We start from the raw sequence: 25,272 nt of genomic DNA on the forward strand, positions 1-25,272 counted from the left end.
ACGTCGTAGCGGGCGGGCACCGGCTCCGGGTCCGCAGGCGTCGAGGTCCGGTTCGCCCAGGGCGGGCCCCGCCGCAACCGGCTGCTTTCCCGGGGCGGCGTCAGACCGGTCCGGGCAGGGACGCCTGCGGGGCCCGGTGGGAGGCGCGCTCAGGCGAGCAGGAATTTCAGGCGGTCGTCGGCCTGCCACGGCGCGATCTCGATGATCTCCGCGCTGACGATGTCCTCGGCGACGAACGGGTCGGCCGCCACGCGGCCCTCCAGGTCCTCCCGCGAGGTGCCGTGGGCCACGATCGCGCCGCCTAGCCCCGGCTGGATGCTGCCGGCCAGCAGGAACACGCCGTCGTCGACGCCGCGCTTGATCCATTCCTGGTGGCCGGGCATGTGCTGTCCGGCGGCACCCTTGTTGGCGGAGAACCGCAGCAACACCACGAACATGTAAGACCTCTCAGAATCGTTGAACTCAGGTCGCGTCAGGCGTCGGCCTGCGCGCAGTCCTCAGGGACGACGGGGGCGGCGCCTTCGGTGCCGGCGGAGTATGCGCCCAGCCAGTCGTGCATCCGCTGGACCTCGCGGTGAATGAAGTCCTCGTCGTAGAAGGCGTGCGCCAACGTGGCGACACCCTGACTGAAGGTCAGCACGTGCATCGCCAGCGCGTCGGCCTGCTCCCGGTGCCCCAACTGCGTGAACTGCTCACGTAGCCATGATCGGAAGAGCGTGAACAGGCCGCCGGCCGCACCCAGCGCGGGGTGGCCGAGCTTGGCCAGCTCCGTGGTCAAGGTGCCCACCGGGCAGCCGTAGTTCTGGATGTCGACGCGGTTGGTCACCACGATCTCGACGAACCTGCGAATGCGGCCGGCGGGGTCGGCCTCCTCGGCCTCCCACTGCTTGAGCATCCGTTGCCGGCTCTCCAGCCGCGCGGCGATCACCGCGCCCAGAATGTCGTCCTTGGACTTGAAGTGGTAGTAGAAGTTCCCCCGGGAGATGTGAACGGCCTCCGCGATCGCCGCGAAGGACGTGTGCTCATAGCCCTGCCGATAGAACAGTTGGTCAGCCGCCTCGACGATATGGGCCCGGGTCGTTGCTGCGCCCATGGTCTCGTCCCTCCCATTGCCTGCCGCCTCATGAAACCGCCCTAGGACGACTGTCCTAGGACGAGATATTAGGACAGTCGTCCTATGTGGTGTCAACCGGCTCCGGCGCTCTGCCGCTCCTCCACTGGCGGGTCGAACACGGCCTGTCGGTAAGGTTGGCTCCACCAGCCGCCATCTGTGACATTTCCGCAGGTGAACAGGAACACCAGCCCACCGGATACAGGCTGGCCGAGGTCGAGCCGTACCCGGCGCACAGAACGCTTCCACAAGCACCTACTACAGCGACGAGTGCCGGCATCGCCTATCTGCCCTACGGCGCCGGCATCCTGGCGGGCATCTCGGCTCGGCCCTGTTCACCTCCGTTCAGCAGGTCGGCGGTGCCGTCGGGGTGGCCGCGCCGGCCATCATGGGCTACTCGGGCGGGCTCACGGCGGGCGCGGTCTGCATGGCGCTCGGCGCTGTGATCATCGTCGTGCTGCTGCCGTCGCGGGCCAGCGGCCCGCGGCAGACCGCTGGACATGGAGCCGATGGCCGAAGCAAACCGGCAACCGCTCCCCGGCTCTGAGCAGTCACAGCTCCGCCTGAACCCGAAGGGACACGCCCGCTTGGAGAGAGACCGACTCGGGCGCGACCTCATCCCACTGCGGCCGAAGTGCCGACTTGCCACGTGGCATCGGCACTTCGCGGATTTCTGGACACCGTAGGGCGTGTACGTCCAGGATGGGAGCCGTTTCGTCCGGCAGGCCGCCCCGCCGCCGCGCTCGGGCGGCCTGCCCGGCCTCGCCGCCGGTCCCCGCTGGATCATCGGGTTCGGCGGATTCGGGTTCGGCGGATGAGGTAGCAGACGTGGGGCGTATCCAGCCACTCCTCGTCGAGTTCCCTGCCGGTGAGGCGGCCGATGGCCGTGAGGGCCGTCGCGATCATCTCATCGATGGGCGATCCCACGACGTCCCAGTCGGTGGGCATCCGCAGACCCTCGGCGTGCTCGTGCAGCGGCTCCAGCATCTCCTCCAACGGCGCGGAGAAGGTGAGCCGGCCGTCGATCGCGTACTCCACGCGGTGCCCGCCGCCACCGTGCCAGCCGATCGCGATGGCCCTGCCGCCGTCGCGCGAGAGCTCCGACAGTCGAGGTTTCTCTGTGACGTCCATCCACTGGATCTGCATCGCCAGGGTCCAGGCGTTCCAGGGGCCGACGAGGATGATCCCGTCTTTGTCACCGGGCATCTTGTCGCCCTCGAAGCCGAGTCCGATGTTCGCCAGCGTGACCGCTATCGCGCTGCCCAGGTCGGCGCCGAGCCGCCGGGCGGTCTCCTCGACCGTCAGTCCTTCGACCCAGACGGCGGCGAAGCCGTCCGTGACGTTCTCCCAGCGGGATTCGAGCAGGTCGTACAGGTGGGTGGGGTTCGGCATGTCCATCCGATCGAACATGGGGGTGCCGCTCCCCGGTCGCGGGGAGCGGCACACCGGGCTGGCTGTCTCAGATCACGCTCACCCAGAAGGCGTCCTTGTGGAGGATGCGGTTCTGGACTTCGAAGAGCTGTTCATGGTTTCCGGCGTTCCCGTTGTGCTCGGTCAGCACGGGCCTGATGGAGAAGTTCCAGCTCTGCAAGTGGGGATCGTGGTCGCTCGCACGATATCCCGCCCCCTCCTTGGTGTTGTGGAACGGATACTCGTCAGAGGTTGTCGCGCAGCGGGATGTCGCAGCGCGACAGCAGCCGTTCCAGCTTGGTCTTGGGGACGGCCTTGGTGTGGTCGACGTTCTCGCGGCGCCGTTCGGCATCGGCCGGGACTGCCGGAGCCGCCCACCTCTTCTTCGCGGCGCACCAGGTGAGCCAGGAGAAGGCGGCGGCGCGGTTGCGGTTCCAGGTGGCCGGCGCGCAGCCGCCCCACAGGGTGGTGAGGGCGTCGCTGATCTCGGTGCCGGCGACGTCGGCCAGGTGGCGTGTTTCCGCCGCCGAGTTCGGCGTTGGTGTGTTTCTGGCGCACTCCGGCCGCCTTCTCGCTCGCTGAGCGATCTCGTATTGCACCGAGCGATGCAAAACAGGTAGCGTGCTCGTATGGCGAGGCCGAGATCATTCGATGAGGACCGGGTCCTGGACACTGCGATGCGCACATTCTGGGCGAACGGCTATGAGTCGACCTCGACCAGGGACCTGTGTGAGGCGCTCGGCCTGGACCGCAGCAGCGTGTACAACGCCTTCACCAACAAGCGCGAGCTGTTCAAGCGCGCGTTGACCCGCTACATGGACGCCACCACTGCCGACCAGCTGCGCATCCTCGACAATCACGAGCTGCCGGCGAGCGAGCGGATCCGCGCGCTGTTCGCCAAGATCCTCCAGACGGAAGCGGCGAACAGGCGTGACGGCCACGGCCTCGGCTGCCTGACCGTCAACACCACAATGGAGCTCGCCGGCCGCGACCCGGAGATCGCCCTGATGCTCGCTCGCGACACCGAGCGCCGAGTCGTCAGCCTGAGTGCGGCCATCAGGGGCGGGCAGCGCGATGGCGACATCGGCTCCACCCGCGATCCCGCCGAACTCGCCAGGTTCGTCAACGCCGTGATCGCCGGGATACGGGTGGCCGCTCAGGGGGGTGCCGACGACGCCGCCATCGCGGCCGTCGCGGCCACGGCCATGGACGCCCTGGCTTGACCTCCGCTTTTTTCGTACTGCTTTTTCGCGCCTGAATTCTACACTGACTGATGCAAAAAGGAGTCCCTTGCCCAGAGCCGTCTACGTCCTGGCCATCGGCATCTTCGCCATGGTCACCAGCGAGTTCGCCGTCGGAGGCCTGATGCCCGAGATGGCAGACGGACTCGGCGTGACCATCTCCCAAATCGGCTATCTGATCACCGCCTTCGCCGTGGCCATGTCGGCGGGCGGGCCGCTGATGACCGTCGCGCTGGTCCGGATACGCCCGAAACCCGCACTCATGCTGCTGTTCGCGATCTTCCTGGCGGGCAACGTGCTCGCGGCGGTTGCGCTCTCCTACCCGATCATGATGCTCGCACGCGTCATCACCGGAGTCGCCTCCCAGGCGTTCTTCGGAGTCGCGATCTCGATGGCGGTCCAGCTGAGCCGCCCAGAGGTACGCGGCCGCGCTCTCGCCATCGTCTTGAACGGATTGATGCTCGGCACTCTGCTCGGACTGCCACTGTCCACACTGATCGGCGGGCAGCTCGGCTGGCGCGCCGCCTTCTGGGCCGTCGGTGCCCTGACCGTCATCGCCGCACTCACCACGATGATGGGCGTTCCCAGGCTCGGGCGTGCTGACGGCGCCAACGGCAACTTCCGGCAGGAGACGGCGGTCTTCAGGAACGGCAGGCTGTGGCTGGCGCTGTCGACCAGCACCCTCATCATCGGCGCGACCTTTGCCGCCTTCAGCTATCTCAGCCCGATCCTTACCCAGGTCACCGGGTTCACCTCGGAGTCCGTTCCCCTCCTGCTCGTCGCGTACGGCGCAGCCACCGTGATCGGGAACCACATCGTCGGATGTCTGGCCGACAGACACACCACCAGCGTCCTGCTGTCCGGGCTGATCCTCAACACGATCTTCCTGGCCGGATTCGCGATATTCGCCCACCTCAGCGTCCCCGCGGTGATCGCCATGCTGGGCGTCGGGCTGGTTGGAGTGACCATGAACCCGGCGATGGCCGTACGCATCCAGCGCGTCGGCAACCCGGGGCCGCTGGTCAACACCGTCCACGCCTCCTTCATCACCCTCGGGGTGATCATCGGTTCCTCGGTCGGCGGGCTGGTCATCGACGGAGAGCTTCGCTCAGGAGCGCGGCGAAGCCGCCGCCATCCACTGACGCGCCGCACAAAGGCCCTCCGCTCGGGTCCGTGCCACCAGCCGCAAGTAGTTCTCGGTGACGAAAGCAGCGATCGACATCCGGTGCATAAGCGCTGAGCCATGACGGTCTGGCTCGAGGTCGTGCTGTGCCGGTCGATGACGGCCAGGCGCACGCCCGCGGCGTCCTCGGCCTCCCAGCGCAGCAGGTCTCCCGGCTGGCACTTGAGTACCTCGCAGAGCGCGGCGAGCGTCGCGAAGCGCACCGCCTTGGCGCGGCCGTTCTTGAGTACCGCCAGGTTGGCGGGCGTGATTCCCACGCGGTCCGCGAGGTCGCTCACGGCCGTCTTCCGCCTGGCCGGCATCACGTCGATGTCGACGACGATCGGCGTCAGATCACATCGTCCAGCTCGGCCTGCATCTGCGCCGCCTCGACGTCGCGCGCGACGGCCTGGGCGAGCAGCATCCGCAGCACGAGCACGATGAGCGCGACCCCCAGGATGGCCAGGCCAAGCCCGCCCATGATGACGGTGACACCCGGGTCGTCCCGCTGGCCCGGCGCATTGAGGGCCGTGACCGCGAACCACAGGAGGGCAGCCGCCACGATCGCGCCGATCACGGTGTCCACGTACCGGAAGGCGGCGTGGGAGAACACGGTTCCGCGTCGCACCATCGTCACCAGCCGCCATACGCTGACCAGGGTGACCTGGCCCGACACCATGCCCAGGACCGTGATCACGCGCAGCGGGGTCAGCGGGAGCGACCCGTCCTCCGGGTCGGTGGCCAACGCCCACACCATCGATGCCTGTACGAACACGGTGCCGGCGAGCACCACCACGAGCACGGCGCGAAGCGCATGCACTGCCAGCTTTCCCATGACCCATCCTTCCATCGATTTGCGATGAGAATCTATCGAGTTTCGATAGGTGAAGCAAGGGCTGGAACGGAGGGCGGGTGGCGGTTTCGCGCCGTTACGGAGGCCTTCGGGAGGATCGTTTCCGAGGTCCTGTGGCCGCTGGGCGGGCTGATCGCGGCTCGTGTGGTGGTCGCGGCGGAAGGCGTTGGTGGTGTTGGCTCACCGTGAGCGCGTGCGAGGCGTCCTGCCGGATGCCTTCGGCACAGGACGCCGCCCCGTGCCGGCACCCCATCTTCCTGGGCGTGGACGACGTGATGAACGGCGATGTGCTGTCCACGTCGACGTGTGCCCCCAGGTGAGCACCCGAAGTTCCTCGGTGCAGGCTCCGAGGAGCATGACGCCGGTTCTACAACCACCTCTCGGCAGAGGAGCAATCCACGGTCTCGAGTATGGCGACGGTGTGGAGGTATGGGGCAGGTAGCGTGCAAACCAGCGTATGGATGAGGCATCGCCCCTACCGTCGCAAGGTATGCAGACAGTGGATGTACTGGTCGTGGGTGCGGGCCTGGCCGGCCTGCGCACAGCCCGCCTGCTCGCGCAACGGGAACTGAACGTGATGGTGGTCGACCGTCGCAGGTCGCTGTCGACGGGCATCCGCACGACAGGGATCTTCGTGCGCCGCACCCTCGACGACTTCGACGTGCCGGATCATCTGCTCGGGCCAGGTGTCCGGGACGTGCTGCTGTATCCGCCGTCGCGGCGGGCACCGATCCGGCTCACCAGCGACCGGGACGAGTACCGCGTGGCCGACATGGCGGCCGTCTACGAGCACGCGCACCGCGCGGCGGAGTCGGCCGGGGCACGGGTCCTCTTGGGCGTACGGTATGTCGGCGCGTCGATGGGTTTTGTGCGGTTCGCGGGTGCGGAACCGGTGACAGCCCGGTTCATCGTCGGCGCGGACGGCGCCCGCTCCCGGGTGGCCCGTGATCTCGGTCTTGATGTCAACCGGCGCTTCCTCGTCGGCGCCGAGATCGTCCACCCGATCACGTCGGGCACGACCACCCCGGCCTTCCACTGCGTGCTGGACCCCCGGATCGCCCCGGGGTACCTGGGATGGGTCATCGACGACGGCCGGCATGCGCATGTCGGCGTCGCGGGATATCCGAACGCGATGCGCACCGGCATCCGCCATCTGCTGGACGCCTTCGCCGCAGATGCGCCCGGCAGCACACCGCCGGCCGGGCCGGTCGAGCGCCGAGGTGGTCCGATCCCGGTCGGCGGTGTGCTGCGACGGTTGGCGTGTCCCGCCGGGCTGCTCGTCGGAGACGCGGCGGGCGCGGTGTCGCCGCTGACGGCCGGTGGGCTGGACCCCTGCCTCCGCATGTCCGAACTGGCCACGGCGGTCACCGCCGGGTACCTGCGTACTGGCGACCAACGTGTGCTGAGTCGCTACGACGGGGACGTGTTGCGGACCCGGTTCCGAGGCCGACTGTTGCTGCGCCGCGTGTTCGCCGGCATCCGATCCCCTGCCGCGGCAGAGGCGGCGGTGACCGTGCTACGCGGTCGTGCCGGCCGTGCCCTGGCGGCACGGATCCTGTTCGGCGACGGCTCGTTTCCCGAAGTCGACCCACGGCTCGCGGACCTGGCGATCGGCCGCCCTTACCGGTGACGCCGACCGGCTCGCCTGTGACAGAGCGGGCGCGGCGGCGCAGGGCGTGCAGGCTCTCGCCCTTGTTCGGCTGCCGGGAGGCGGCCGACCACTTGCCGACGATGAGGGAGGCGGTGGCCTGGCCGTACTTGAGGAAACCGGCCATGCGCAGCAGGGCCGGCCAGCAGTCGACCACCAGGTCCTCATTCCACCGGGCGCCCAGCAGCGGCCCGGCGAGCGGGCAGGCCTTGTTGGCTCTCCGCTCCCGAACGTGTCCCCAGCCCCAAAGTGTGTGCCAGAGTCTGTCAGTTGATCCGGTCGGGATCGGGAAGGGGCCTGGTCGGTTCCTGAGCGTGCTCGGCGCGATGGGCCAGGCCATCGAGGATGAGGGCCAGTCCGGCTTCGAAAGCCGCTTGGTGGTCGATCGTCGGGACGTTGGCCGCGCGGGCCGTACTGGAGTCGGTGTCGGCTTGTTCTTCCAGGACACTGCCGACGGTGAAGCGGCTGGCGGCCATCATTGCCATCTGGGCGTCCTTCTCGGGCAGACCGGAGGCGGTGAGGAAGGCCATCTTGTGGGCGATCCGGTCGAGGTCGGCCGGGCCGGGACTGGATCCGGAGTGCAGGCGTGCGCCGTCACGGCGCATCAGCAGGGTGCGCCGGAAGCTGCGCGTGTTGTCCAGGAACCATTCCCGCCAGTCCTGACCGGGGGCCGGTAGCGGTGCTGTGGCGTGCGGCGCCATGGCGGCCTCGGCCATGGCGCTGAGGAGTTCCTTCTTATTCCGGAAGTGCCAGTAAAGCGACGGCTGTTCAACGCCCAGGCGTCTGGCCAACTGCCTGGTGCTGATGGCGTCCAGGCCGACCTCGTCGAGGAGGTCCAGCGCCTGGGCGATGACGGTCTCTCGATTCACTTTCACCACCTTTGACAAACTATCACCGATAGAGTTCCCTGATGGATGTACCTATCAGTGATAGATAAGGAGATCGATGACATGGCTCTCGCATCGGGAACCCGCCTCTTGAAGATCCTCATCTGCGGCGGCGGGATCGCCGGGCAGGCGCTGGCCTACTGGCTTGCCCACGGCGGTCACCGGGTGAAGGTCATCGAGCGCTTCCCGGCGCTGCGGGCCACAGGCGCCCAGGTCGACCTGCGCGGCCAGGGCATCGAGGCGATCGAGCGCATGGGGCTCATGGGCGCCGTCCGGAACAAGCTCGTGGACGAGGCGGGCGTCGCGTTCGTGAACGCCTGCGGCAAGGTCAAGGCGACGATCATGGCCAACACCTCCGGGCAGGGCCGCCAGACCCTGACGTCGGAGTACGAGATCATGCGCGGTGACCTGGTGCGCATTCTCAACGACGCGACGAAGGACAACGTGGAATACGTCTTCGGCAAGAGCGTGGACGGCTTCGATCAGGATGAACATCAGGTTGTCGCACACTTTTCCGACGGATCATCGGAGGAATTCGATCTCCTGGTCGGCGCGGACGGGCAGGGATCGCGACTGCGGCGGGCGATCCTCTCTGAGGGATTCGACCCGTATTGGCGGGTCGGCATCCACATGGCCTACTGGTTCGTCTCGCGCATCGCTTCCGACAGCAACATCCGCGACACCTACATGGTCCCGGGCGGGCGCCAGATCATGCGCCGCAGCCACAATCCGAGCGAGACGCAGGTCTACTTCGTGATGAGGGAAGACTCCGAGGAGGCTTCAGCGATTCACCGCGAGCCCATCGAGCGCCAGCAGGAGTTCTGGGCCGGCAGGTTCGCCGGCGCCGGATGGCAGACCGAGCGCTTCATCGACGGCATGAAGACCAGCCCGTTCTTCTACTCTCAAGAGATCGTCCAGGTCCGCATCGACACCTGGTCCAAGGGTCGCGTGGTCCTGGTCGGTGACGCCGCCCACTGCGCCTCCCCCTTTAGCGGCATGGGCGTCTCCGGCGGCCTGGTGGGCGCCTACGTCCTGGCCGGAGAGATCAACCGGCACCCCGATGACCTGTCGGCGGCGCTGGCGAACTATGACGCGATGCTGAGACCCTTCGCCGAGGAGATCCAAGGCCAAGTCAACCCGCGCCTCCTGCGGTTGGGCATGCCCATGACCCAGCGCGCGATCGACGCCTTCCTCACCATCACCGGGCTGGCCACCGCGCTACACATCCCCGACCTTGTGGCACGTTTCTCCAAGGAGGACCGCGGTGGAGACTGGCGACTCCCGGACTACCCACAACTCCAAGCCGCCTAGCCGCCCGCGTCAGGTCGGTGCCTGGCGCACCCGCGAGGTGTCGGGTTTAGGAGATTTACCGACACTCTCTGATCAGGCCCCGCACGCCTTCTCGAAAACGGGACATCGAGCGACGAACCATGACGTCAGACGGCCGGTTCCGCCCAGGAGTTGACGACAGGGTTTCCCGACAGGGAGATCGGGCTCCCCCCCTTCCCAAGGAGAGCCCGGTGCAGATCGTCTACTCCCGCGTCTCCACCGCGCCCCAGTCCCTGCTGCGGCAGCGCCACATCCTCACCGAGGCCGGCCTTCTTGTGCGCGTCGAGGGCGTCGCCGAGGGATTCCGGCCAGCCGACGGCGTCCTCCTCTTCGAGGACTCCGCCACCACCTCCAAGATCCCCGCGCTCGACCGGCCTGCGTTCGGCAAGATCGCGGCCAAGGCGCACCCCGGCGACACCCTGACGGTCTCGGAGCTGTTCCGGCTCTGCCGCGATCTGCTCGACATCCACGCCGTCCGTAACTGGTGCCAGGCCCGTGGCGTCGCCCTGCGCGTTCTGTCCGGACCGCTGTCGAACTTCCATGATCTGGCCGCAGGCGACGCCACCACCGCCGTCATCATCAACGTGATCACTGCCGTCGGCCAGTTCCAACGTGACATCCAGAACGAGCTCACCGTCGAGGGGGTCGCCGCCGCCGAGGCCGAAGGCCGCTACCGCGGCCGGCCGCCCGCGCTGGACGGAGACCAGCGCGAGGACGTGCGGGCGGCCTTCGGCGAGGGCGCCTCGATCGCGGCCTGGCACGGGCTCATAGGGTAAGCCGGGCGGCTGTGCGAACCGCCCTGGCCGACCTGCTACCCGGCCAGGGCGTCCCGGCGTGATCGAGAGGAAGGGGCAGGCGACCAGGTCGAGGTCAAGACGGCGGCCCATGTCGATGTCGATCATGCCGTACAGGTTGGCGTTGGACCAGAACAGCGGCGACAGGCCTCGCTTGTCGGCGTCAGTCATCTTCTTCTGCCAGGCGGGGTCCTTCAGGAGTGGACGTCGCGGTTGTCCTCGAAGTCGGCCGGCAGGTCCTCCTCGGGGTTGCGCCAGCGGCGGGCGCCGGCGACGTAGATCTCGCGGCGGCGCAGCGCGTCCTTCAACGACACGATCACGCACAACTCGTAAGAGGCCCGCTCGATGACCCCATTGTCGTCGACGACCGCCTCCAGCCAGCCGTCCGGCACCACCCCCTGGATGGGGACGTTCTCGCTGGCGTCGTAGTGGCGAGTGGTGTTCGGGATGTCGGCGTAGCGCTGCAGCAGGTCCACGGCGTCCATCACCGGCCGGTAGGCGGTGTTGTTGCACTTGAACTCGATCGCGGCCAGCAGCTTGGGCAGCATCCGCCGGTAGTAGGAGGTGTAGGAGCTGGTCAGCACCGTCCGTACGCGGGCCTTGTAGGCGCGGGCGTCCGCCTTCGCCTCGGCCACCAGCGCCTGCAGCGTCGCTTCCCCGCCCGGCACCGCCGGGAACACCACCTGCCGGACCGTGCCCTCCGGAGCCCGCAGCGATGCCTCGGCGATCGAGAACAGCTTCTCGGTCTTGCGATGCACCTTCTCGGCCTCGGCCTCGATCGCCTTCTCGACCTTCCGCTCCGCCCGAGTGTTGATCTTCGATACCAGGCCGATGAACAGATCGACCAGCGCGTCGGTGATCTCCGTCGTCCGCGACCACGCCAATGCGGCCACCAACGTCAACCGGACCGGCGGCCGGTTCGCCGCGAAGTCCGACGGATGCGAGGCCATCGCCCGCGCCCGCCAGGAGGCCACCAGCCGGTCGGAGTACCCGCCGAACAGATCCGCCGACAGCCCCAGCGCCTTGGCCCGCCGCAGCCTGATGATCTCCTCCAGCAGCGTCCACGCCGCGATCAGCTCCTCCGGATCCCACTCCCGACGCACCCGAAACCGCTTTCCACCTGACCGTCTCCGACACGAACACGATCAAGCAGAAACCCCAACCAACCAGCCTCATTCACCCACCCGTGACGACCACGAACCGCAATCGCGATCACTCACACAGCTACTTTGGGGCTGGGGTCAGCTTCGGGAGCGGAGGGCCTGTTGGTAGGGCTGGCCTCACCAGCCGCCATCTGCGGCATTCCTGCAGGTAGGCGAAGGTGGGTCTCTGCAAAGATGGGCTGGTTGTCGGCTAGCCGAGTCCCGAGGAAGGCAAAGGCTCGAGGACAGCACGCTGCCGTCGGCTCCGACGAGCGCCACGTCGGTCTTGGAGTCGCCGCCGTCCACGGCGAGCACGGCCGTTCGGGTCATTTCTCCACCCCGGTACTCATGACGCCGCGCACGAACGTGCGCTGGAAACAAATGAAAAGGATCACTGGCACGGCGATCGTCATCATGGCGCCGGCCTGGATGTAGGCGGGTTTCGTCGAGTACAGGCCATTGAAGGTGGCCAGGCCCACCTGAAGCGGCTGGAGCTCGGGCCGGCCGGAAAGGTAGACAAGCGGGGTGAAGTAGTCGTTCCAGGTGTAGACGAAGTTGAACAGGGTGACGGCGGTGATCGCCGGCCACGCCTGCGGCACGATCACCGAACGCAACGTGCGCAGCGGTCCGGCACCGTCGATCGAGGCCGCTTCGTCCATCTCGCGCGGGATGGTCAGGAAGTACTGCCGTAGCAGGAAGACGCTGTAGGCGTTGGCGAAAAAGGTCGGCACGAGCAGCGGCAGCCAGGTGCCGACCCATCCGATCTGCGCGAAGATCGTATATGTCGGGATCAGCGTCACCGCGGTGGGCAGGAAGATCGTGGCGATGAGCAGGGTGAACAGCGGTCCGCGGCCGGGGAAGCGGAAGCGGGCGAAGCCGTAGGCGACCAGCGTGCATGACAGAACGGTCCCGATCGTGCTGATCACCGCCAGTGCGATGGTGTTGAGCAGCAGCCGGGGGAAGTCGATCAGTTTCCAGACCGCGGCGTAGTTCGACCACTGCGGCGCCAGGGTCCAGCTGGGCTCGAGGGTGCGCCAGGAGCCGCGCCAGGTGACGGTTCCCTTCTCCGGCGCCGCCGGGTCGACGAACTCGCTCTCGGCGCGCCCCTTCTTCACCAGGGCAAGTTCGCGGACCGCGCCGTCGACCGGCACCCGGTACACGTCGTACTGACGGCCCTCATGGGTGAAGGTGCGCGGGTCGGACGGCAGCAGCGGCGCGTGCGCCTGGCTGACCTGCCGCTCGCTCTTCAGCGACGACAGCGTCATCTGGACGAGGGGCGACAGGAACGCCGCGACGATGCCGAACATCACGATCGTCATCAGCGCTGTCCGGATGCGGCGGGCTGAGTACGGGGTCACCGGGTCACCTTTCACTCGTGTAGTGGACCCAGCGCCTGGACAGCCGGAACAGCACCAGGGTCACGATGAGGGTGATGACGAACAGCAGCCACGCCAGCGTCGAGCCGTAGGACATCTCCTGATAGGTGAAGAAGGTCTGGTACAGGTAGAGGTTGAAGAAGCGGGTCGCGCCGCCGGGGTTGCCGGAGCCGTCGAAGAGCACCAGCGGGATGAGGAAGTACTGCATGACCTCGACGACCGCGAGGATCATCGTGTAGAAGATCACCGGCGACATCATCGGGATCGTCACGTGCCACAGCTGGCGCCACCATCCGGCGCCGTCGAGCCGGGCGGCGTCGTACAACTCGGTGGGGATGCCGCGCAGCCCCGCCAGGTTGATGATGATGCCCGAGCCGAGCCCCCACAGGCCGATCATGACGAGCCCGGGGAGCACCCAGGCGGGGTCGCTCAGCCAGCTCGGCGCGCCGCCCACGCCGAGCAGGCGCAGCGCGGTATTGATCCATCCGTCGTTGACCAGCATGTTCTGCCAGATCAGTGCGCTGGCCACGAACGGCACCACGTACGGCATGAACAGCAGCACCCGCAACAGCCCGGCGCCGCGCACGTACTTGCTGTTGACCGCGACCGCGAGCAGGAACGGCAGGGCGATGACCAGCGGTAGCCAGAGCAGGGCGAAGCGGGCGGTCACCCACAGCGAGGCCCATGCCTGCTGGTCGGCGAAGAGCCGCTGGTAGTTCGCCAGGCCGACGAACATGAGCGGCTCCTGCTCGGCCAGCGAGATGTTGAGGAAGGTGAAGACGAACGTGGCCGCCATCGGAAGCGCCGTGAACGCGAGGAACCCGATGATCCACGGAAGGACGAACAGCAATCCGTACCGGGCCTCCCGGCGGGCCGCCCGGGACATCGTCTCGCCTTTCATGAGCGGTTCCACACGCCCTGGATCTCCTCGCGCATCTTCTTGAGCTGGGCGTCCATGTCGAGCCCGCCCTCGGTCATCCAGCGGCTCCGGTAGGTGCCGAGGACGGTGAGCGTCTGGTTGTACTTGGGCGTGTGCGACTCCGAGTGCGGGTTATCGGCGAACGCCACGCTGTCCTTGGCGACCTGCCAGTCGACCTTGTTGGTGAACTGCTCGGCCAGCTTGGCGAAGAAGGCGTCCTGGTCGGCGGTGCGGGCGGGCATCGCGCCGTACGCAGAGAGCAGTTCCTGGGAGGCCGGGCCGACCAGGTAGGTCAGGAACTCGAAGGCCTCGGCGGGGTGCTTGCTGCCGGCCAGGATCCGGAAGGTGTCCGCGCTGGTGGGTGAGGTGGTCCTGCCGTCGTGCGAGGGCATCGCGGCCAGGTCCCAGTCGTCGCCGGCGCCGGCCACGCCGTAGGTGGACCACAGGAAGTTGACGCTCATCGCGACGTGCCCGGAGAAGAAGGCGGCGCCGTCCCCGTTGAACTGCTCGGTCTCGAAGACGGGGCCGGTCATGATGAACCGGTCCTTCCACATGCCGTCGTAGAAGAAGCGCCAGGAGTCGGCCCAGGCGTCGGGGATCTTCACGGTCTTGCCGTCGCCCGCGTCCAGTGATCCGGCGGCGAAGGCGGCGCCCTGGTAGCGTAGGTCGTCGCGGGCCGGCTCGAAGCCGTACTGCACGATCTCGCCGGGGTTGAATCCCGCCTGGGTGGCGTCTTTCCCGTTCTTGTCGACGGTGAGCCTGAGGGCCAGTTCCCTGAGCGTGTCGTAGTTCCACTCGCTCTGGCGGCCGTCGGGCCAGGTGTACTTCTCGCCGTACTTGTGCGGTGGCTCGGCCAGACCGGCCTCCTCGAACATGTCGGCCTTGTAGTACAGGGTCGAGGGGTAGATCGCGAACGGGATGCCCTCCTGCACGGAGCCGATCCGGTAGAGGTCGGCGCTGCCCTTGGCATACGAGCTGAGGTCGAAGCCGCTGGACTTGATGAGCGGAGCCAGATCGAGCCATTGGCCGTGGAAGGCGGCGGCGCCGCCGACACCGACAGGACCGGCGAGGTCGGGCCCGTTGCCGGAGGCGATCTGGGTGGCGAGCGTGTCGCGGGCGGAGTCGTAGGTGACGATCTCGAGCTTCACCCTGATCCTGCGCTGGGCGGCGTGGAACCTCTCGATCACCTTCTGCTGCGCCTTGACCTGCTCGGCCTGCTCACCGGTGCCGAGGCAGCAGTACCAGCGCAGCTCCACCGCCGCGACGTCACCGCCCGGAGGGGGGCTGGATCCGCAGGCGGCCAGTGCCATGGCCAATGCGATCGCGACCAGGGCGTGCCATAACCGATTCACGTGTCTCTCCCGAGGCTGGGGGGTCCGGGGGGTGGGCGATGGAGAGTTCAGGGGAGAGACGGGCTCTGTTTCACATGTCTCTTCCGAGGCTGGAGCCCGGGGGGCGGGCGATGGAGAGCTCGAAGGAGAGGCGGGCTCTGTCGCCTCTCACGTAGCTGCGGGTGAACTCGATGGGCTCGTCGCCGGGGCCGAAGGCGGTCCCCTCGACGAGCATGGCGGGGCGTTCCACCGGCTGGTCGAGCAGGCGGGCCTCGTGGGCGCGCAGCCGTACCGGCTCGATGACCTCGTGGGCGCGCACGATCCTGGCCCCGTAGTGCTCGCCCAGCAGGCTGTAGAGGGAGTTGCGCTCAAGATCATGGTCGAGCAGCCCGGCGAAGGGGTCGGCCGGCAGGTAGACCTGCTCCAGGATCAGCGGCTCGCCGTTGGCGATGCGCAGGCGCTCAAGGTAGACGACCTGCGCGCCGGCGGCCAGAGCCAGTGCGGCGGCGACCATCTCTCCCGGCGTCTCGATCCCGGACTTGACCAGCCTGGTAGCCGGGTCCATGCCGTGCATGTGCATGAGGTCGGCGAAGCTCTGACTGGTGCCCAGGTCGACCTCCAGCCGGGAGTGCAGGACGAACGTGCCGCGTCCGCGGATGCGCTCCACGCGGCCCTCGCGGGCCAGCTCGTCCAGGGCCCGCCGTACCGGGATGAGGCTGCATCCGTAGCGGCGGGCCAGCTCTCTTTCCGGTGGCAAGCGGTCTCCCACCTGCCATTCCCCCTCGTTGAGCGCGGCGCTCAGGTCCAGGTAGACCTGGTGGTGGAGGGGGGTCGGACCGGCCTCGAGCCGATAGCGGGCCATCGAGTGTTCGCTTCCTTCTATCCTGCCAAGCAGTTGATTGCTAATAATGTTGTCAGCAATACTGATCACAGCCGCTACCTCTGTCAAGCTCTGTCAAGGCGGCCCCCCCGAATCAGAGGCAGGTAAAGGCGTGACGCGGTCACCCCGGATCCAACCGGCGCCCTGGCGAGTGGCGCTGACCTTCGACGTCGAGCACGGCGACCAGCCCGCCCACCCGGACGGCACCCGGCACGTGCTCGAAACGCTCACCGATCGCAAGGTCGTGGCGACCATGTTCATCCAGGGGCGCTGGGCGCAGGCGAACCCCTCGCTGGCCAGAGACCTGGCCGACCACGGGCACCTGATCGGCAACCACTCCCACCACCACGCGCCGATGAGCTGGCTGTCGCCCAAGGCCTTCGACCAGGACGTACGGCTCGCCGAACGCGCCATCCGCCGCGCCACCGGCCACGACCCGCGCCCCTGGTTCCGCTGCCCGTTCGGCGACGGCAGCGAGGACCCGGCGATCCGGTCCGCGCTGGACCGGATCGGTTACCGGGAGACGAGCTGGCACGTGGACCCGTTCGACTGGCGCGGCAAGGCCACCGGGCCGGGCGTCGCCCGCCTGGTCATCGAGGAGGCCACCGCGCACGGCGACGGCGCCGTGGTGCTGTTCCATCCATGGAGCAGGGCCACCGGCCGTGCCCTGCCGCTGGTCATCGACGGTCTGCGCGCGGCCGGCGCCCGCTTCGTTCGCATGGACGAACTTTCGTGAACCACCCACCGCGCCTGGCCATCGCCGGGACCGGCTACATCGCCGACTATCACGCACGCGCCGCCGCGAGTGCCGGGGCCGCACTGGTCGCCGCGGTCAACCACCGGCGGGAGTCCCTCGACGCCCTGTCGCAGCGGTACGGCATCGCCCGCCGCTACCTCGATCTCGACCGCCTCCTGACGGACGGTGACGTGGACGGCCTCATCGTGGCCACGCCCAACTCCCTGCACGTCGAGCAGACGGTCAAGGCGCTGCGGGCCGGGGTCTCCGTGCTGCTGGAGAAGCCGATGGCGCTGAGCGTCGCCGAATCCCTGGCCATCACCGCCGCGGAAAGCCCGCGTGCCCGAGTGATGCTCGCCCACTGCCTGCGTTTCGACGAGCAGGTCGGCTGGCTGCGCGACCTGGTGCACGACGGGACGCTCGGCAGGCCCGTCCACACCACCGCGTACGCCGTCCACGCCGGGTTCGGCCCCGAGGGCTGGTTCACCGACCCGGCGCTGGCGGGCGGCGGCGCGCTCATGGACCTCGGCGTCCACGCCATCGACGTCACCCGCCACGTCCTCGGCGACCCCCGGCCCGTCAGCGTGAGCGCGCACTGCGGGACGCACTACCGCGACCTGCCGGTCGACGACACCGCGATCCTCACGATCGTCTGGGAGAACGGGGTCACCTCCGGAGTGGAGGCGGGCTGGTGGCATCCGCACGCGCCGGGCCCGACGGGGAGCGTGCGCGTGTCCGGCACCGAGGCGTACGCGCAGACCTTCCCCGGCACGCTGGTACGGGCCGGACAGCGGAGTGCGGAGACGTTTCCCGGCGAGCTCACCGAAGCGGCGCTCCAGCGCAGGTACGACACCCAGATGCGTGCGTTCCTGGACACCCTGGCCGGGGCCGACCCCTCGCCCGGCGCAGCGCACGGCGTCACCTCGATGCGGATCATCGAGGCGGCATACCAGAGCGCGGCCCGCGGGCAGGTCGTACACCTTGGGAGGGACCGATGAGGTCGTTGTTCGTGGAGTTCCCGAAACCGGGCGAGGTGCGAGTGGCGCGTGAGGACGTCGCTCCTCCGGGCCTTGGCGAAGTGCTGTGCCGCACCACGCTGTCGCTGATCAGTCCCGGCACCGAGCTGGCCTGCCTGCGCGGCGAGTTCGACCCGGACACCAACTGGGAGGAGTGGGTGCGTTACCCGTTTCGGCCCGGGTACAGCATGGCCGGGGTCGTGGAGGCGGTCGGCGAAGGCGTCACGACGTTGCGGCCTGGTGACCGGGTGCAAAGCTACGCACCCCACCAGGAGCTGGTCACACTCACCGAACGCGAGGCCCGGCTGCTGCCCGGCAGCGTGACGGACGAGGAGGCGGTGTGGGTCCCCCTCGTCGTCACCGCGGCGGCGGGTGCCGCCAGAGCCGCGATCACCCTGGGCGAGACCGTCGTGGTCCTGGGACTTGGCCCGGTGGGTCAGCTGGTCGTCCAGTACGCGGTCGCGCACGGAGCCTCCCGCGTCGTCGCCGTCGACACCGATGCCAGGCGGCTCGACCTGGCGCGAACGAGCGGCGCGAGCGACCTGCTCGCGGCCACCGCGGCCGACGCCCGCGCCGCCGTCGCCGATTTGACCGGCGGCCGGCTCGCCGACGTGGTCTTCGACGTCACCGGCAACCCCGCCGTGCTCTCCCAGGCGGTACGGCTGGCCCGCACGCTGGGCCGTGTCGTCCTGCTCGGCGACACGCCCACGCCGTCCCGGCAGATGCTCGGCCCCGGCGTGGTCAGCGACTCGCTGACCATCCTCGGGGCGCACGCCGACCTCGTCTCCGACGACCCGTCAGCCGGCCCGCTCAACCGCGACGCGGTGACCGGGTTGTACTTCCGCCGCCTCGCCTCCGGAACGTTCCGAACCGCCGGAATGATCTCCGAGCGGGTGTCCCCCATGGATGCGGAATCCACCTACGCACGCCTGCGAGACGGCGGCGCACCGGCTGGAGCGCTCTGCTTCGACTGGGCCGACACGAAGGAGGGACAGTGACCGTCAAGATCGTGGTTGTCGGCGGCGGCACGTAACTTCACCAGCGACGAGACTGCGAACCTCGGACAGCGCGCGCAGCGCATCCGCAGGTGAGGCAGTGCCGAACCAGCGGTTCAGCCAGAAGCCACGGACTGCTTTGGTCTCGTAGATAACCGAGCGTGCCGGCAGCGGGATCGTCAGCGCTGCCGGGTCGGTCTGCCAATGGGGGAGAGCGCGCCGTAGACCACGACCTCTCCTCCCGGCGCCAGTGCCTGTGACACCTGGGCACCCACGCGGCCCGCGACACAGTCAATGGCCTTGCGCACGCCGGCCGGTCCTGCAATCTCGGCCACACGCTAGCCCGCACGGCCCGCGACGGAATTGAGGCTGATGCATCCATGGACGTCTTCAACGCCATGGACGAGATCCGCATGGCCGCCCCACGGGCGCTGTCACCGCTGCACAAGCAGCAGGTTCGTCTCGGTCGCCCTTCGTGGTTCGACGGCGGCGACGGCTTCTCCGGTGGTGACGGCGCTTTCAGGAGTCATGTGCAGCCCTCCGCGAGGATCGATCAGCCGAACCGCAGGACGAACCGCCCGCGAACGCCGCGCCGTTCGAGCGAGCGATGCGCGTCACCGGCTCGGGAAGCCGGCAGTTGACCGGCCACGCGGACGGTGAGCCGTCCTTCACCGGCGAGCTCGGCGAGCCGGTCGAGCTCGGCCGCGGCCTCGACGTAGTCGCGGACGAAGATCGGGGTGACGCGGACCCGGTCGGTCCCGTCACCCTGGTAACCGCGGAGGGTGACAACGGCGCCGCCGTCCTTGACGGCAGGGAGCACGGCGGCCTCCAGCACGGCGGCGTCGACGAGCCCGTCGACGCCGCCCGGGTGGTGGCGGCGGACCATTGCGGCGAAGTCGTCTCCCCGCGGCACAACCTCGTCGGCTCCGCACTCGCGGACGAAGGTCTCGTCCTGCCGGGCGGCGTCGGCGACGACGACCAGCCCGGCCTGCTTGGCGAGCTGGACGAAGTACCCGCCGACGGTGCCGGCGGCGCCGGTGACGGCGACCGTCGCGCCGGACGGGAGCGCCAGCGTGTCGAGTGCGAGCCGGGCGGTGAGCCCGTTCATCGGGATGGTGGCGGCCTGAACGTCCGAGAGCCCGGCCGGGATCTTCGCGACCGAGCGTGCCGACACGACGAGGTCTGCCCGGTAGCCGCCGTGCGCACCTGAGGGCACCACGATGGCCATGACGGCGTCCCCGATCGCGAACGGGCGGTCGACGGCGGGGCCGATCTCGGTGATCACGCCGGCGACCTCCATGCCCGGCACCCGCACCGCGTCCGCCTCATCCTGCCGCGGACGAGAACGGATCATCGTGTCGGTCGGGTTCACCGTGGCGCTGCTCACCCGGATCCTGACCTGACCGGGACCGATCGGTTCGGCTACCAGGTCGAACTCGCCGAGAGCGTCCGGTCCGCCTGGCTGCGTCACTCCGATTGCTTGAACCATGGTCGTTCGTACTCCTTATGCGTTGCCGTCTGGGTGGCGATGGGCAGGGCCGACCGTGCCGCTGACGAGTCGCGGCGTGTGATCGGCCCGGTTCGGCTACGGCGATGTGGGGGCGCGAAGACCCTCGAGCAGCAGGTTGCACACCTCGTCGAGCTCGGCGCCGACGCCGGGGTTCTGCCATTCGGCCGCGTGGGCGAGGTGGTTGAACTTGGCAGTGGCGTTGAAGACCACGCGGGCGGTGGCCTCCGCGTCGTCGGTGCGGAGGCTGCCGTCGGCGGCGCCGTCAGCGATGATGGCCGTCAGCTGGCCCAAGAGGTCGGCGACGTGGTCGGTGGCGACGCTGCTGTGTGCGGCCGCGAGGATTCCATAGGCGGCGAACAGCTCCGGGTCCTGGCGAATCTTGGCCTGCTTCACGGCCAGGACGGCGTGCAGCCAGGTACGCAGTCGCTGCGCTGGCGGAGCCGCGCTGTCTGCGGCGATGACGGCGAGGGCGTCGCGGTTGCGGTCGAGCCAGCGCCGGGTCACGGCCTCGCGCAGCGCCTGCTTGGAGGGGAAGTGCTTGTAGACGGCGGCGTGGCTGACCCCGAGTGCCCGGGCGACGTCGACGACCGTTGCCTTGTCCGGTCCGTGGCGCCGCAGGATCTCCTCGGTGGCTGCCAGGACGGCGTTTGCATCCAGCGGGGTTCGGGCAGGCATCAGCGCCTGCCGCCCGTTCGCTCGCTGTCCAGTAGCGCGAGCAGGGCGGGGGCGTAGCGTTCTCCTGCGACCGCCCCTCGGGGAACGGCCTGCTCAATCGCGTCCAGGTCGTCCTCGGTCAGCCGCAGGCCTGCGGCGTCCACCGCCTCGGCGATGCTGCGCGGTCGGCTGGCCCCGACCAACGCGACGATGTCCCGGTGCACGCGACCCTGCGCGAGCACCCACGCGATCGCGAGCTGTGCGACCGTGGCGCTGCGGGAGGTGGCGATCTCCCGCAGCCGCTCGACCAACGCGAGGTTGGTCTCGATGTTGCCGGCGGCGAAGCGGGGCAGGTGCCCGCGATGCCGCGCGTCGCCGGCCGACGGTCGCCACGTCCCGGTCAGCATTCCTTGAGCGAGCACCCCGTAGGCGGTGACGCCGATGCCTAGCTCGCGGCAGGTGGGCAGGATCTCGTCTTCGACATCGCGGCTGAACAGTGAGTACTCGATCTGGACGTCGGTGATCGGGTGCACGGCGTGGGCGCGGCGGATCGTCTCGGCGCCGACCTCGGACAGTCCGATGCCGCGCACGTAGCCCTTCTGCACCATCTCGGCGACGGCGCCGACGGTCTCCTCGATCGGGACAACGGGATCCAGCCTGGCCGGGCGATAGATGTCCACGTAATCGGTGCCCAGCCGCTGCAGTGAGTAGCCCAGGAAGTTCGGGATCGCGTCCGGTCGGCCGTTGATGCCGCGCACGCTGCCGTCCACACCGAACAACGCGCCGAACTTCACGCTCACCACGGCGCGGTCGCGATCGGCGGGTCGCAGCGCCTGCCCGATGAGCGTCTCGTTGTGCCCCATCCCGTAGTGGTCGGCCGTGTCGATGAACGTGATCCCGGCGTCGAGCGCGTTGCGAAACGTCGCGATGCTCTGCTCGTCGGCGCTGCGTCCGTACGCGCCGGACATGCCTGCGCAACCGAGCCCGACCGCCCCCACACAGACGTCGGCGCCGAGTGTTCTCTGCTCCATACGAGAAACACTAAGCAGGCTGGTAACAGATGTCAAAATTTGTAACCTGACACCTTGGTCGTTACGGGTCCAGAGTGTGGCAGCCTCTTCGAGCTCCTGGCGCAACAGCCGGTCGGCGCGGTCGTTCCCGGGCACCGGGCTGGAGGAGGGCCGTTGCGGCGACAGGACGGTGCGATGGCCGGTGCTCGCCCTCGGCTCGAAGTGGCGCCGGAGCCGACCACCGACAAGCAACTGAAGTACCTCACCACCCTGGTCGGCAAGGTCGGGCGCGAGCGATTCGATTCCGCGTTCAACACGGTGGCCCACGGGACCGACGATGATCCTCGAGTCCGCCGAGGGCCCGGTGGCCGAGGTGCGCGCCCAGAACCTTGCGATCTTCCAGGGCCAGAACCCAGAGAGGCTTGTCATCGCCGACGGCGAGGTGTGTTCCTCCGGAGACATCCCGATGGAGGTGGTCCAGCACGGAAAGCCGTACCTGGAGGCTGTTCCCGAGTACGGGCCACGCCTGGAGCAGGCGTGGGCCGCGGGCCGGCGCAAGCGGCCGGCCCTGTCCAGCGGCAGCAGGCTGAGCACGGCCTCGAACAGTGGCCACTGCGTTTACCTCGACCGGCCCGGCGTCGCCGCCCAGCCGTCGAACGCGTCACCGCACAGGCCGCCCGTCAAACACAAGGTGCCCGACGGCGGAGGGACGAGCCGCCAGGCGAGAGAACCGCACCGCGCCGGGCACGCTTGACATTGTTTGTATTACCAACCATTATGAAGTCATTGGTAATACAAACCAATGTCCCGGCCAGGGGCGACTCCGCGGCGGCGGTGATCGTCTGCGGCTTCGCCGGTCGGCGCCGACGGGTGAGCGACGATCCCGTCCACCCTTGATGCAAGGAGGAATCCTCATGCCCGCAATCCGGACCAAGGGCCGGGCGGCAGCTCTGGTCACCACGGCAGCGGCTCTGGCGTTGTGCACGTTCGCCAGCTCTTCGGCCCAGGCGGCCGACCCGTCCGCAAAACCGGCCGCCCCCTCCACCACGTCAGGGATCCCCGCCGTGGTCGACCCCGTGGCCGACCTGGGACGGCACGCGCCCGGGCCCGAGCTGACCTGGTTCGACTCGATCTACTTCACCAGTTCGGTGCAGGCGAACGGCCAGGACTTCGGTCTTCAGGTTCACACACGCATCCTGCCGAACAGGGACCAGGCCGCGTACCGCTGGACGTTCTCGGTGATCAACAAGACCACCGGGTGGTACAAGGACTACGCCGCGATGGTCGAGCCGAAGGACTACCGGTGGAGCCAGGGCAAGCTCGACATCAAGGCGCCGGGGCTGAGCTGGACGGGTGACTCCGTCCGCCAGTCGGTGCAGGTCGAGACGCCCTGGGGCTCTCTCGACGTCCAGCTGGCGCCCACCGGCCCCGCCATGAACTACGCCTCGACCGGTGTTTTCCACCTGGCCGACGGCGTGCCGAACTACGAGTTCGCGCTCCCGGAGATGCGGACGTCCGGAACGCTCGTCGTCGAAGGCAAGAAGCACGAGGTCAGGGGAACCTCATGGCTGGACAGGCAATGGGGTGAGATGCCGAGGTCGCTGACCCGGTGGACGTGGATGAACCTCAGCATGCCCAATGGTGACAAGGTCGCCCTCTGGGACACGGTCGGCGCCAAGTCCAAGAACAGCTGGGCGACGGTCCTCCACCCGGACGGCTCCTACGACGTGGTCGACGTCGAGCCGCTCGCGCAGGGCGCCTCCCGGCAGTGGACCAGTCCGGCCACCGGCCAGAGGTATCCCACTCGCTGGCGCATCCGCATTCCCGCACTGCGCACCGAGCTCGACGTGCGGGTCACCGGAAATCCGGACCAGGAGATCGAGACTCCTGACGGGAGCGGCTACCTGGAGGCCACGGTGGCGTTCACCGGTGTGCACAACGGCAAGAAGGTCCGGGGCGAGAACTACGTCGAGATGACCGGCGAGTGGAACTCCTGATCACCGGCGAAGCCATTCTCGCCTGACACGATCCGGCATCACCCCGGGATCGAATATCGATCCCGGGGTGAGCCATTGGGAGAGGACCGCTTCAGCCGGGGAGATTCAGGGCAGCGTGCAGCAGCTGGACGAGTCGGCCGCGGTCCTGCGGGTCGAGCTGGTCTGTCATGGGTGCCAGGGCGCGCCAGACCTCGTCGTACACCTGCTCTGCCAGTTCCAGGCCGGCAGGGGTGAGAAACACATCAACCACGCGGCGGTCGTGGGGGTTCTTACCCCTGGCCACCAGCCCTCGGCGCTCGGCACGGTCGACGAGGCCGGACAGGGTTGATTTGTCCAGGCCGAGGAACGCGGCGAGCTCGGTCATGCGCGAGCGGCGGTCGCGGAGGATGCCCAGCACCCGCAGCTGGGTGAGGGAGAGGTCGCGTTCGGCTCCGATGCGGGTGAGCACGCCCACCACCTGGAAGGAGCTGCGGACGAGGGCATCCACGAGGGCGTCGGAAGTCATGTGCCCACGCTACCCGTCATGCTTTGTATTACAAACTAATGGAGGGGGGTCCGGCTTGCCCTTTTCGCGCCGGGCAACGCCGCACCTGTTCCAAGGAGCGTCCTTTCCCTCGCCGGACAACCCTGAACCACCGGTGCGCGGACGCTCGCCGGGCTGTGCAGGGCGGCGGCAAGGTGGAGAAGCCGGGCCTCGCCGGGATGCTTAGGGACATATGCCATCGAGGGCGAGGCGAAGCAAGCGGCGTGCCGTCAGCGGATCACCCTCGGTGGCCCGAGAAACCGCCTCTACCAGGGTGAGCAGATCATCCGGGGAGACTTCGGGACGGACGGCGGCCACCGCGAAGGCACGATTCACCAGGACCACGGTTGCCTCCCGCACGATGCCATGGCAGGTGTCGCCGTCGGGGGAGTCGACGTCCGCCCCGGCGGCCAGCGAAGCAGGCAGGCCGCGGGTGTTCGCAGCGGAGGTCGTCAGTTCTTCCAGCCAGGTCACGAGTCCCGTCCGGGGGTCACCGCCGGCCAGTTCGCCGGCTCGCCGGCGAAGACGCTCGACCTCATCGCGAAAGACCTCCTCGAGCAACACCTGGCGGGAGGCGAAGTGTCGGTGCAAGGTGGCGGAGCCCACGCCGGCCTCACGGGCGATCTCCTCGAGGGAGACCTGGGCCCCGTCGCGGGCGACGAGGGCCGCGGCCGTCGCGACGAGCCGCTCATGGTTGCGTTGCCAGTCCGACCGCTGCGGTCCGGCCTTGGGGTTCGCCATTGGTACA

At 68.5% G+C, this 25,272-nt stretch carries 27 protein-coding genes and 1 pseudogene; 10 read left to right on the forward strand and 18 right to left on the reverse strand.

Annotation, left to right across the window (positions count from 1 at the left end; genetic code table 11):
* Positions 1-149 precede the first annotated feature (149 nt).
* The 5 genes from PKF00_RS12405 to PKF00_RS12425 form a co-directional block, all read right to left on the reverse strand.
* Positions 150-437, reverse strand: a complete 288-nt coding sequence (locus PKF00_RS12405; RefSeq protein ID WP_271217603.1) for a YciI family protein — start codon at positions 435-437, stop codon at positions 150-152.
* A 35-nt stretch (positions 438-472) separates the two neighbouring features.
* Positions 473-1,093 (reverse strand): TetR/AcrR family transcriptional regulator, encoded by a 621-nt coding sequence (locus PKF00_RS12410; protein WP_271217604.1) that lies wholly within the window; start codon positions 1,091-1,093, stop codon positions 473-475.
* An 801-nt stretch (positions 1,094-1,894) separates the two neighbouring features.
* Entirely contained in the window at positions 1,895-2,521 is a 627-nt protein-coding gene (locus PKF00_RS12415; protein WP_271217605.1) for a hypothetical protein, read from the reverse strand.
* Between the two features lie 49 nt (positions 2,522-2,570).
* The gene (locus PKF00_RS12420; RefSeq protein WP_271217606.1) at positions 2,571-2,702 is read right to left on the reverse strand and encodes a hypothetical protein; all 132 of its coding nucleotides are present in this window, start codon (positions 2,700-2,702) and stop codon (positions 2,571-2,573) included.
* A gap of 64 nt (positions 2,703-2,766) precedes the next feature.
* A complete protein-coding gene (locus PKF00_RS12425; protein ID WP_271217607.1) occupies positions 2,767-3,120 on the reverse strand; it encodes a hypothetical protein in 354 nt (117 codons plus the stop codon).
* A gap of 78 nt (positions 3,121-3,198) precedes the next feature.
* On the opposite strand from PKF00_RS12425, the gene PKF00_RS12430 reads away from it, so the two are divergent.
* Together PKF00_RS12430 and PKF00_RS12435 are read left to right on the forward strand one after the other, a co-directional pair.
* Positions 3,199-3,744, forward strand: coding sequence for a TetR/AcrR family transcriptional regulator (locus PKF00_RS12430; protein ID WP_271217608.1), 546 nt, complete (start codon positions 3,199-3,201; stop codon positions 3,742-3,744).
* A gap of 67 nt (positions 3,745-3,811) precedes the next feature.
* Positions 3,812-5,002, forward strand: coding sequence for an MFS transporter (locus PKF00_RS12435; protein ID WP_271217609.1), 1,191 nt, complete (start codon positions 3,812-3,814; stop codon positions 5,000-5,002).
* Positions 5,003-5,082: 80 nt separating this feature from the next.
* On the opposite strand, the pseudogene PKF00_RS12440 reads toward PKF00_RS12435, so the two are convergent.
* Both PKF00_RS12440 and PKF00_RS12445 read right to left on the reverse strand, forming a co-directional pair.
* Positions 5,083-5,247, reverse strand: a pseudogene (locus tag PKF00_RS12440) (helix-turn-helix domain-containing protein); the annotation flags it as partial.
* Between the two features lie 26 nt (positions 5,248-5,273).
* A complete protein-coding gene (locus tag PKF00_RS12445) occupies positions 5,274-5,759 on the reverse strand; it encodes a DUF2975 domain-containing protein (RefSeq protein WP_271217610.1) in 486 nt (161 codons plus the stop codon).
* A 508-nt stretch (positions 5,760-6,267) separates the two neighbouring features.
* Here PKF00_RS12445 and PKF00_RS12450 point away from each other — a divergent pair.
* Positions 6,268-7,407, forward strand: a complete 1,140-nt coding sequence (locus PKF00_RS12450) for an FAD-dependent oxidoreductase (protein WP_271217821.1) — start codon at positions 6,268-6,270, stop codon at positions 7,405-7,407.
* Between the two features lie 284 nt (positions 7,408-7,691).
* On the opposite strand, the gene PKF00_RS12455 is transcribed toward PKF00_RS12450, so the two are convergent.
* Positions 7,692-8,303, reverse strand: coding sequence for a TetR/AcrR family transcriptional regulator C-terminal domain-containing protein (locus PKF00_RS12455; RefSeq protein ID WP_271217822.1), 612 nt, complete (start codon positions 8,301-8,303; stop codon positions 7,692-7,694).
* A 72-nt stretch (positions 8,304-8,375) separates the two neighbouring features.
* Here PKF00_RS12455 and PKF00_RS12460 point away from each other — a divergent pair, with 72 nt between their 5' ends.
* Complete coding sequence (locus PKF00_RS12460; RefSeq protein WP_271217611.1) at positions 8,376-9,623, forward strand: FAD-dependent monooxygenase; 1,248 nt, start codon at positions 8,376-8,378, stop codon at positions 9,621-9,623.
* A 209-nt stretch (positions 9,624-9,832) separates the two neighbouring features.
* Complete coding sequence (locus tag PKF00_RS12465; RefSeq protein WP_271217612.1) at positions 9,833-10,417, forward strand: recombinase family protein; 585 nt, start codon at positions 9,833-9,835, stop codon at positions 10,415-10,417.
* Positions 10,418-10,629: 212 nt separating this feature from the next.
* Here the strand turns inward: PKF00_RS12465 and PKF00_RS12470 are convergent, their stop codons facing one another.
* The 5 genes from PKF00_RS12470 to PKF00_RS12490 form a co-directional block, all read right to left on the reverse strand.
* Entirely contained in the window at positions 10,630-11,538 is a 909-nt protein-coding gene (locus PKF00_RS12470; protein WP_271217613.1) for a hypothetical protein, read from the reverse strand.
* Between the two features lie 365 nt (positions 11,539-11,903).
* Entirely contained in the window at positions 11,904-12,935 is a 1,032-nt protein-coding gene (locus PKF00_RS12475; protein WP_271217614.1) for a carbohydrate ABC transporter permease, read from the reverse strand.
* A 4-nt stretch (positions 12,936-12,939) separates the two neighbouring features.
* The gene (locus tag PKF00_RS12480; protein ID WP_271217615.1) at positions 12,940-13,854 is read right to left on the reverse strand and encodes a carbohydrate ABC transporter permease; all 915 of its coding nucleotides are present in this window, start codon (positions 13,852-13,854) and stop codon (positions 12,940-12,942) included.
* A complete protein-coding gene (locus tag PKF00_RS12485; protein WP_271217616.1) occupies positions 13,851-15,224 on the reverse strand; it encodes an ABC transporter substrate-binding protein in 1,374 nt (457 codons plus the stop codon). The genes PKF00_RS12480 and PKF00_RS12485 overlap by 4 nt, the downstream gene beginning before the upstream one ends.
* 70 nt (positions 15,225-15,294) lie before the next feature.
* On the reverse strand, positions 15,295-16,065 hold the full coding sequence (locus PKF00_RS12490; RefSeq protein ID WP_271217617.1) for a GntR family transcriptional regulator: 771 nt from the start codon (positions 16,063-16,065) through the stop codon (positions 15,295-15,297).
* A gap of 130 nt (positions 16,066-16,195) precedes the next feature.
* Here PKF00_RS12490 and PKF00_RS12495 point away from each other — a divergent pair, with 130 nt between their 5' ends.
* Genes PKF00_RS12495 through PKF00_RS12505 form a run of 3 tightly spaced genes read left to right on the forward strand, consistent with a single transcriptional unit; the run spans position 16,196 to position 18,833 of the window.
* The gene (locus PKF00_RS12495; protein ID WP_271217618.1) at positions 16,196-16,819 is read left to right on the forward strand and encodes a polysaccharide deacetylase family protein; all 624 of its coding nucleotides are present in this window, start codon (positions 16,196-16,198) and stop codon (positions 16,817-16,819) included.
* On the forward strand, positions 16,816-17,817 hold the full coding sequence (locus tag PKF00_RS12500) for a Gfo/Idh/MocA family protein (RefSeq protein WP_271217619.1): 1,002 nt from the start codon (positions 16,816-16,818) through the stop codon (positions 17,815-17,817). Before PKF00_RS12495 ends, PKF00_RS12500 begins: the two co-directional genes overlap by 4 nt.
* Entirely contained in the window at positions 17,814-18,833 is a 1,020-nt protein-coding gene (locus PKF00_RS12505) for a zinc-binding dehydrogenase (protein ID WP_271217620.1), read from the forward strand. Before PKF00_RS12500 ends, PKF00_RS12505 begins: the two co-directional genes overlap by 4 nt.
* A 550-nt stretch (positions 18,834-19,383) precedes the next feature.
* Here PKF00_RS12505 and PKF00_RS12510 read toward each other — a convergent pair.
* From PKF00_RS12510 to PKF00_RS12520, 3 genes are all read right to left on the reverse strand, one after another.
* Complete coding sequence (locus PKF00_RS12510) at positions 19,384-20,319, reverse strand: NADP-dependent oxidoreductase (RefSeq protein ID WP_271217621.1); 936 nt, start codon at positions 20,317-20,319, stop codon at positions 19,384-19,386.
* A gap of 96 nt (positions 20,320-20,415) precedes the next feature.
* Entirely contained in the window at positions 20,416-21,015 is a 600-nt protein-coding gene (locus PKF00_RS12515) for a TetR/AcrR family transcriptional regulator (protein ID WP_271217622.1), read from the reverse strand.
* Positions 21,015-22,331 carry an aldo/keto reductase gene (locus PKF00_RS12520; protein ID WP_271217623.1) on the reverse strand — a complete coding sequence of 439 codons (1,317 nt, stop codon included), beginning with the start codon at positions 22,329-22,331 and terminating at the stop codon, positions 21,015-21,017. Before PKF00_RS12520 ends, PKF00_RS12515 begins: the two co-directional genes overlap by 1 nt.
* Before the next feature lie 10 nt (positions 22,332-22,341).
* Between PKF00_RS12520 and PKF00_RS12525 the strand changes: the two genes are divergently transcribed.
* Entirely contained in the window at positions 22,342-22,758 is a 417-nt protein-coding gene (locus PKF00_RS12525; RefSeq protein ID WP_271217624.1) for a hypothetical protein, read from the forward strand.
* Between the two features lie 160 nt (positions 22,759-22,918).
* Positions 22,919-24,001, forward strand: a complete 1,083-nt coding sequence (locus PKF00_RS12530) for a lipocalin-like domain-containing protein (protein ID WP_271217625.1) — start codon at positions 22,919-22,921, stop codon at positions 23,999-24,001.
* Between the two features lie 91 nt (positions 24,002-24,092).
* Here the strand turns inward: PKF00_RS12530 and PKF00_RS12535 are convergent, their stop codons facing one another.
* Positions 24,093-24,506 (reverse strand): MarR family winged helix-turn-helix transcriptional regulator, encoded by a 414-nt coding sequence (locus PKF00_RS12535; protein ID WP_271217626.1) that lies wholly within the window; start codon positions 24,504-24,506, stop codon positions 24,093-24,095.
* 201 nt (positions 24,507-24,707) lie between these two features.
* Positions 24,708-25,265: a TetR/AcrR family transcriptional regulator gene (locus PKF00_RS12540; RefSeq protein ID WP_271217627.1), complete on the reverse strand. Its 558-nt coding sequence runs from the start codon at positions 25,263-25,265 to the stop codon at positions 24,708-24,710.
* Positions 25,266-25,272: the final 7 nt, after the last annotated feature.

The organism is Streptosporangium carneum, from assembly GCF_027922005.1.
In the GTDB taxonomy this organism is placed as follows: domain Bacteria; phylum Actinomycetota; class Actinomycetes; order Streptosporangiales; family Streptosporangiaceae; genus Streptosporangium; species Streptosporangium carneum.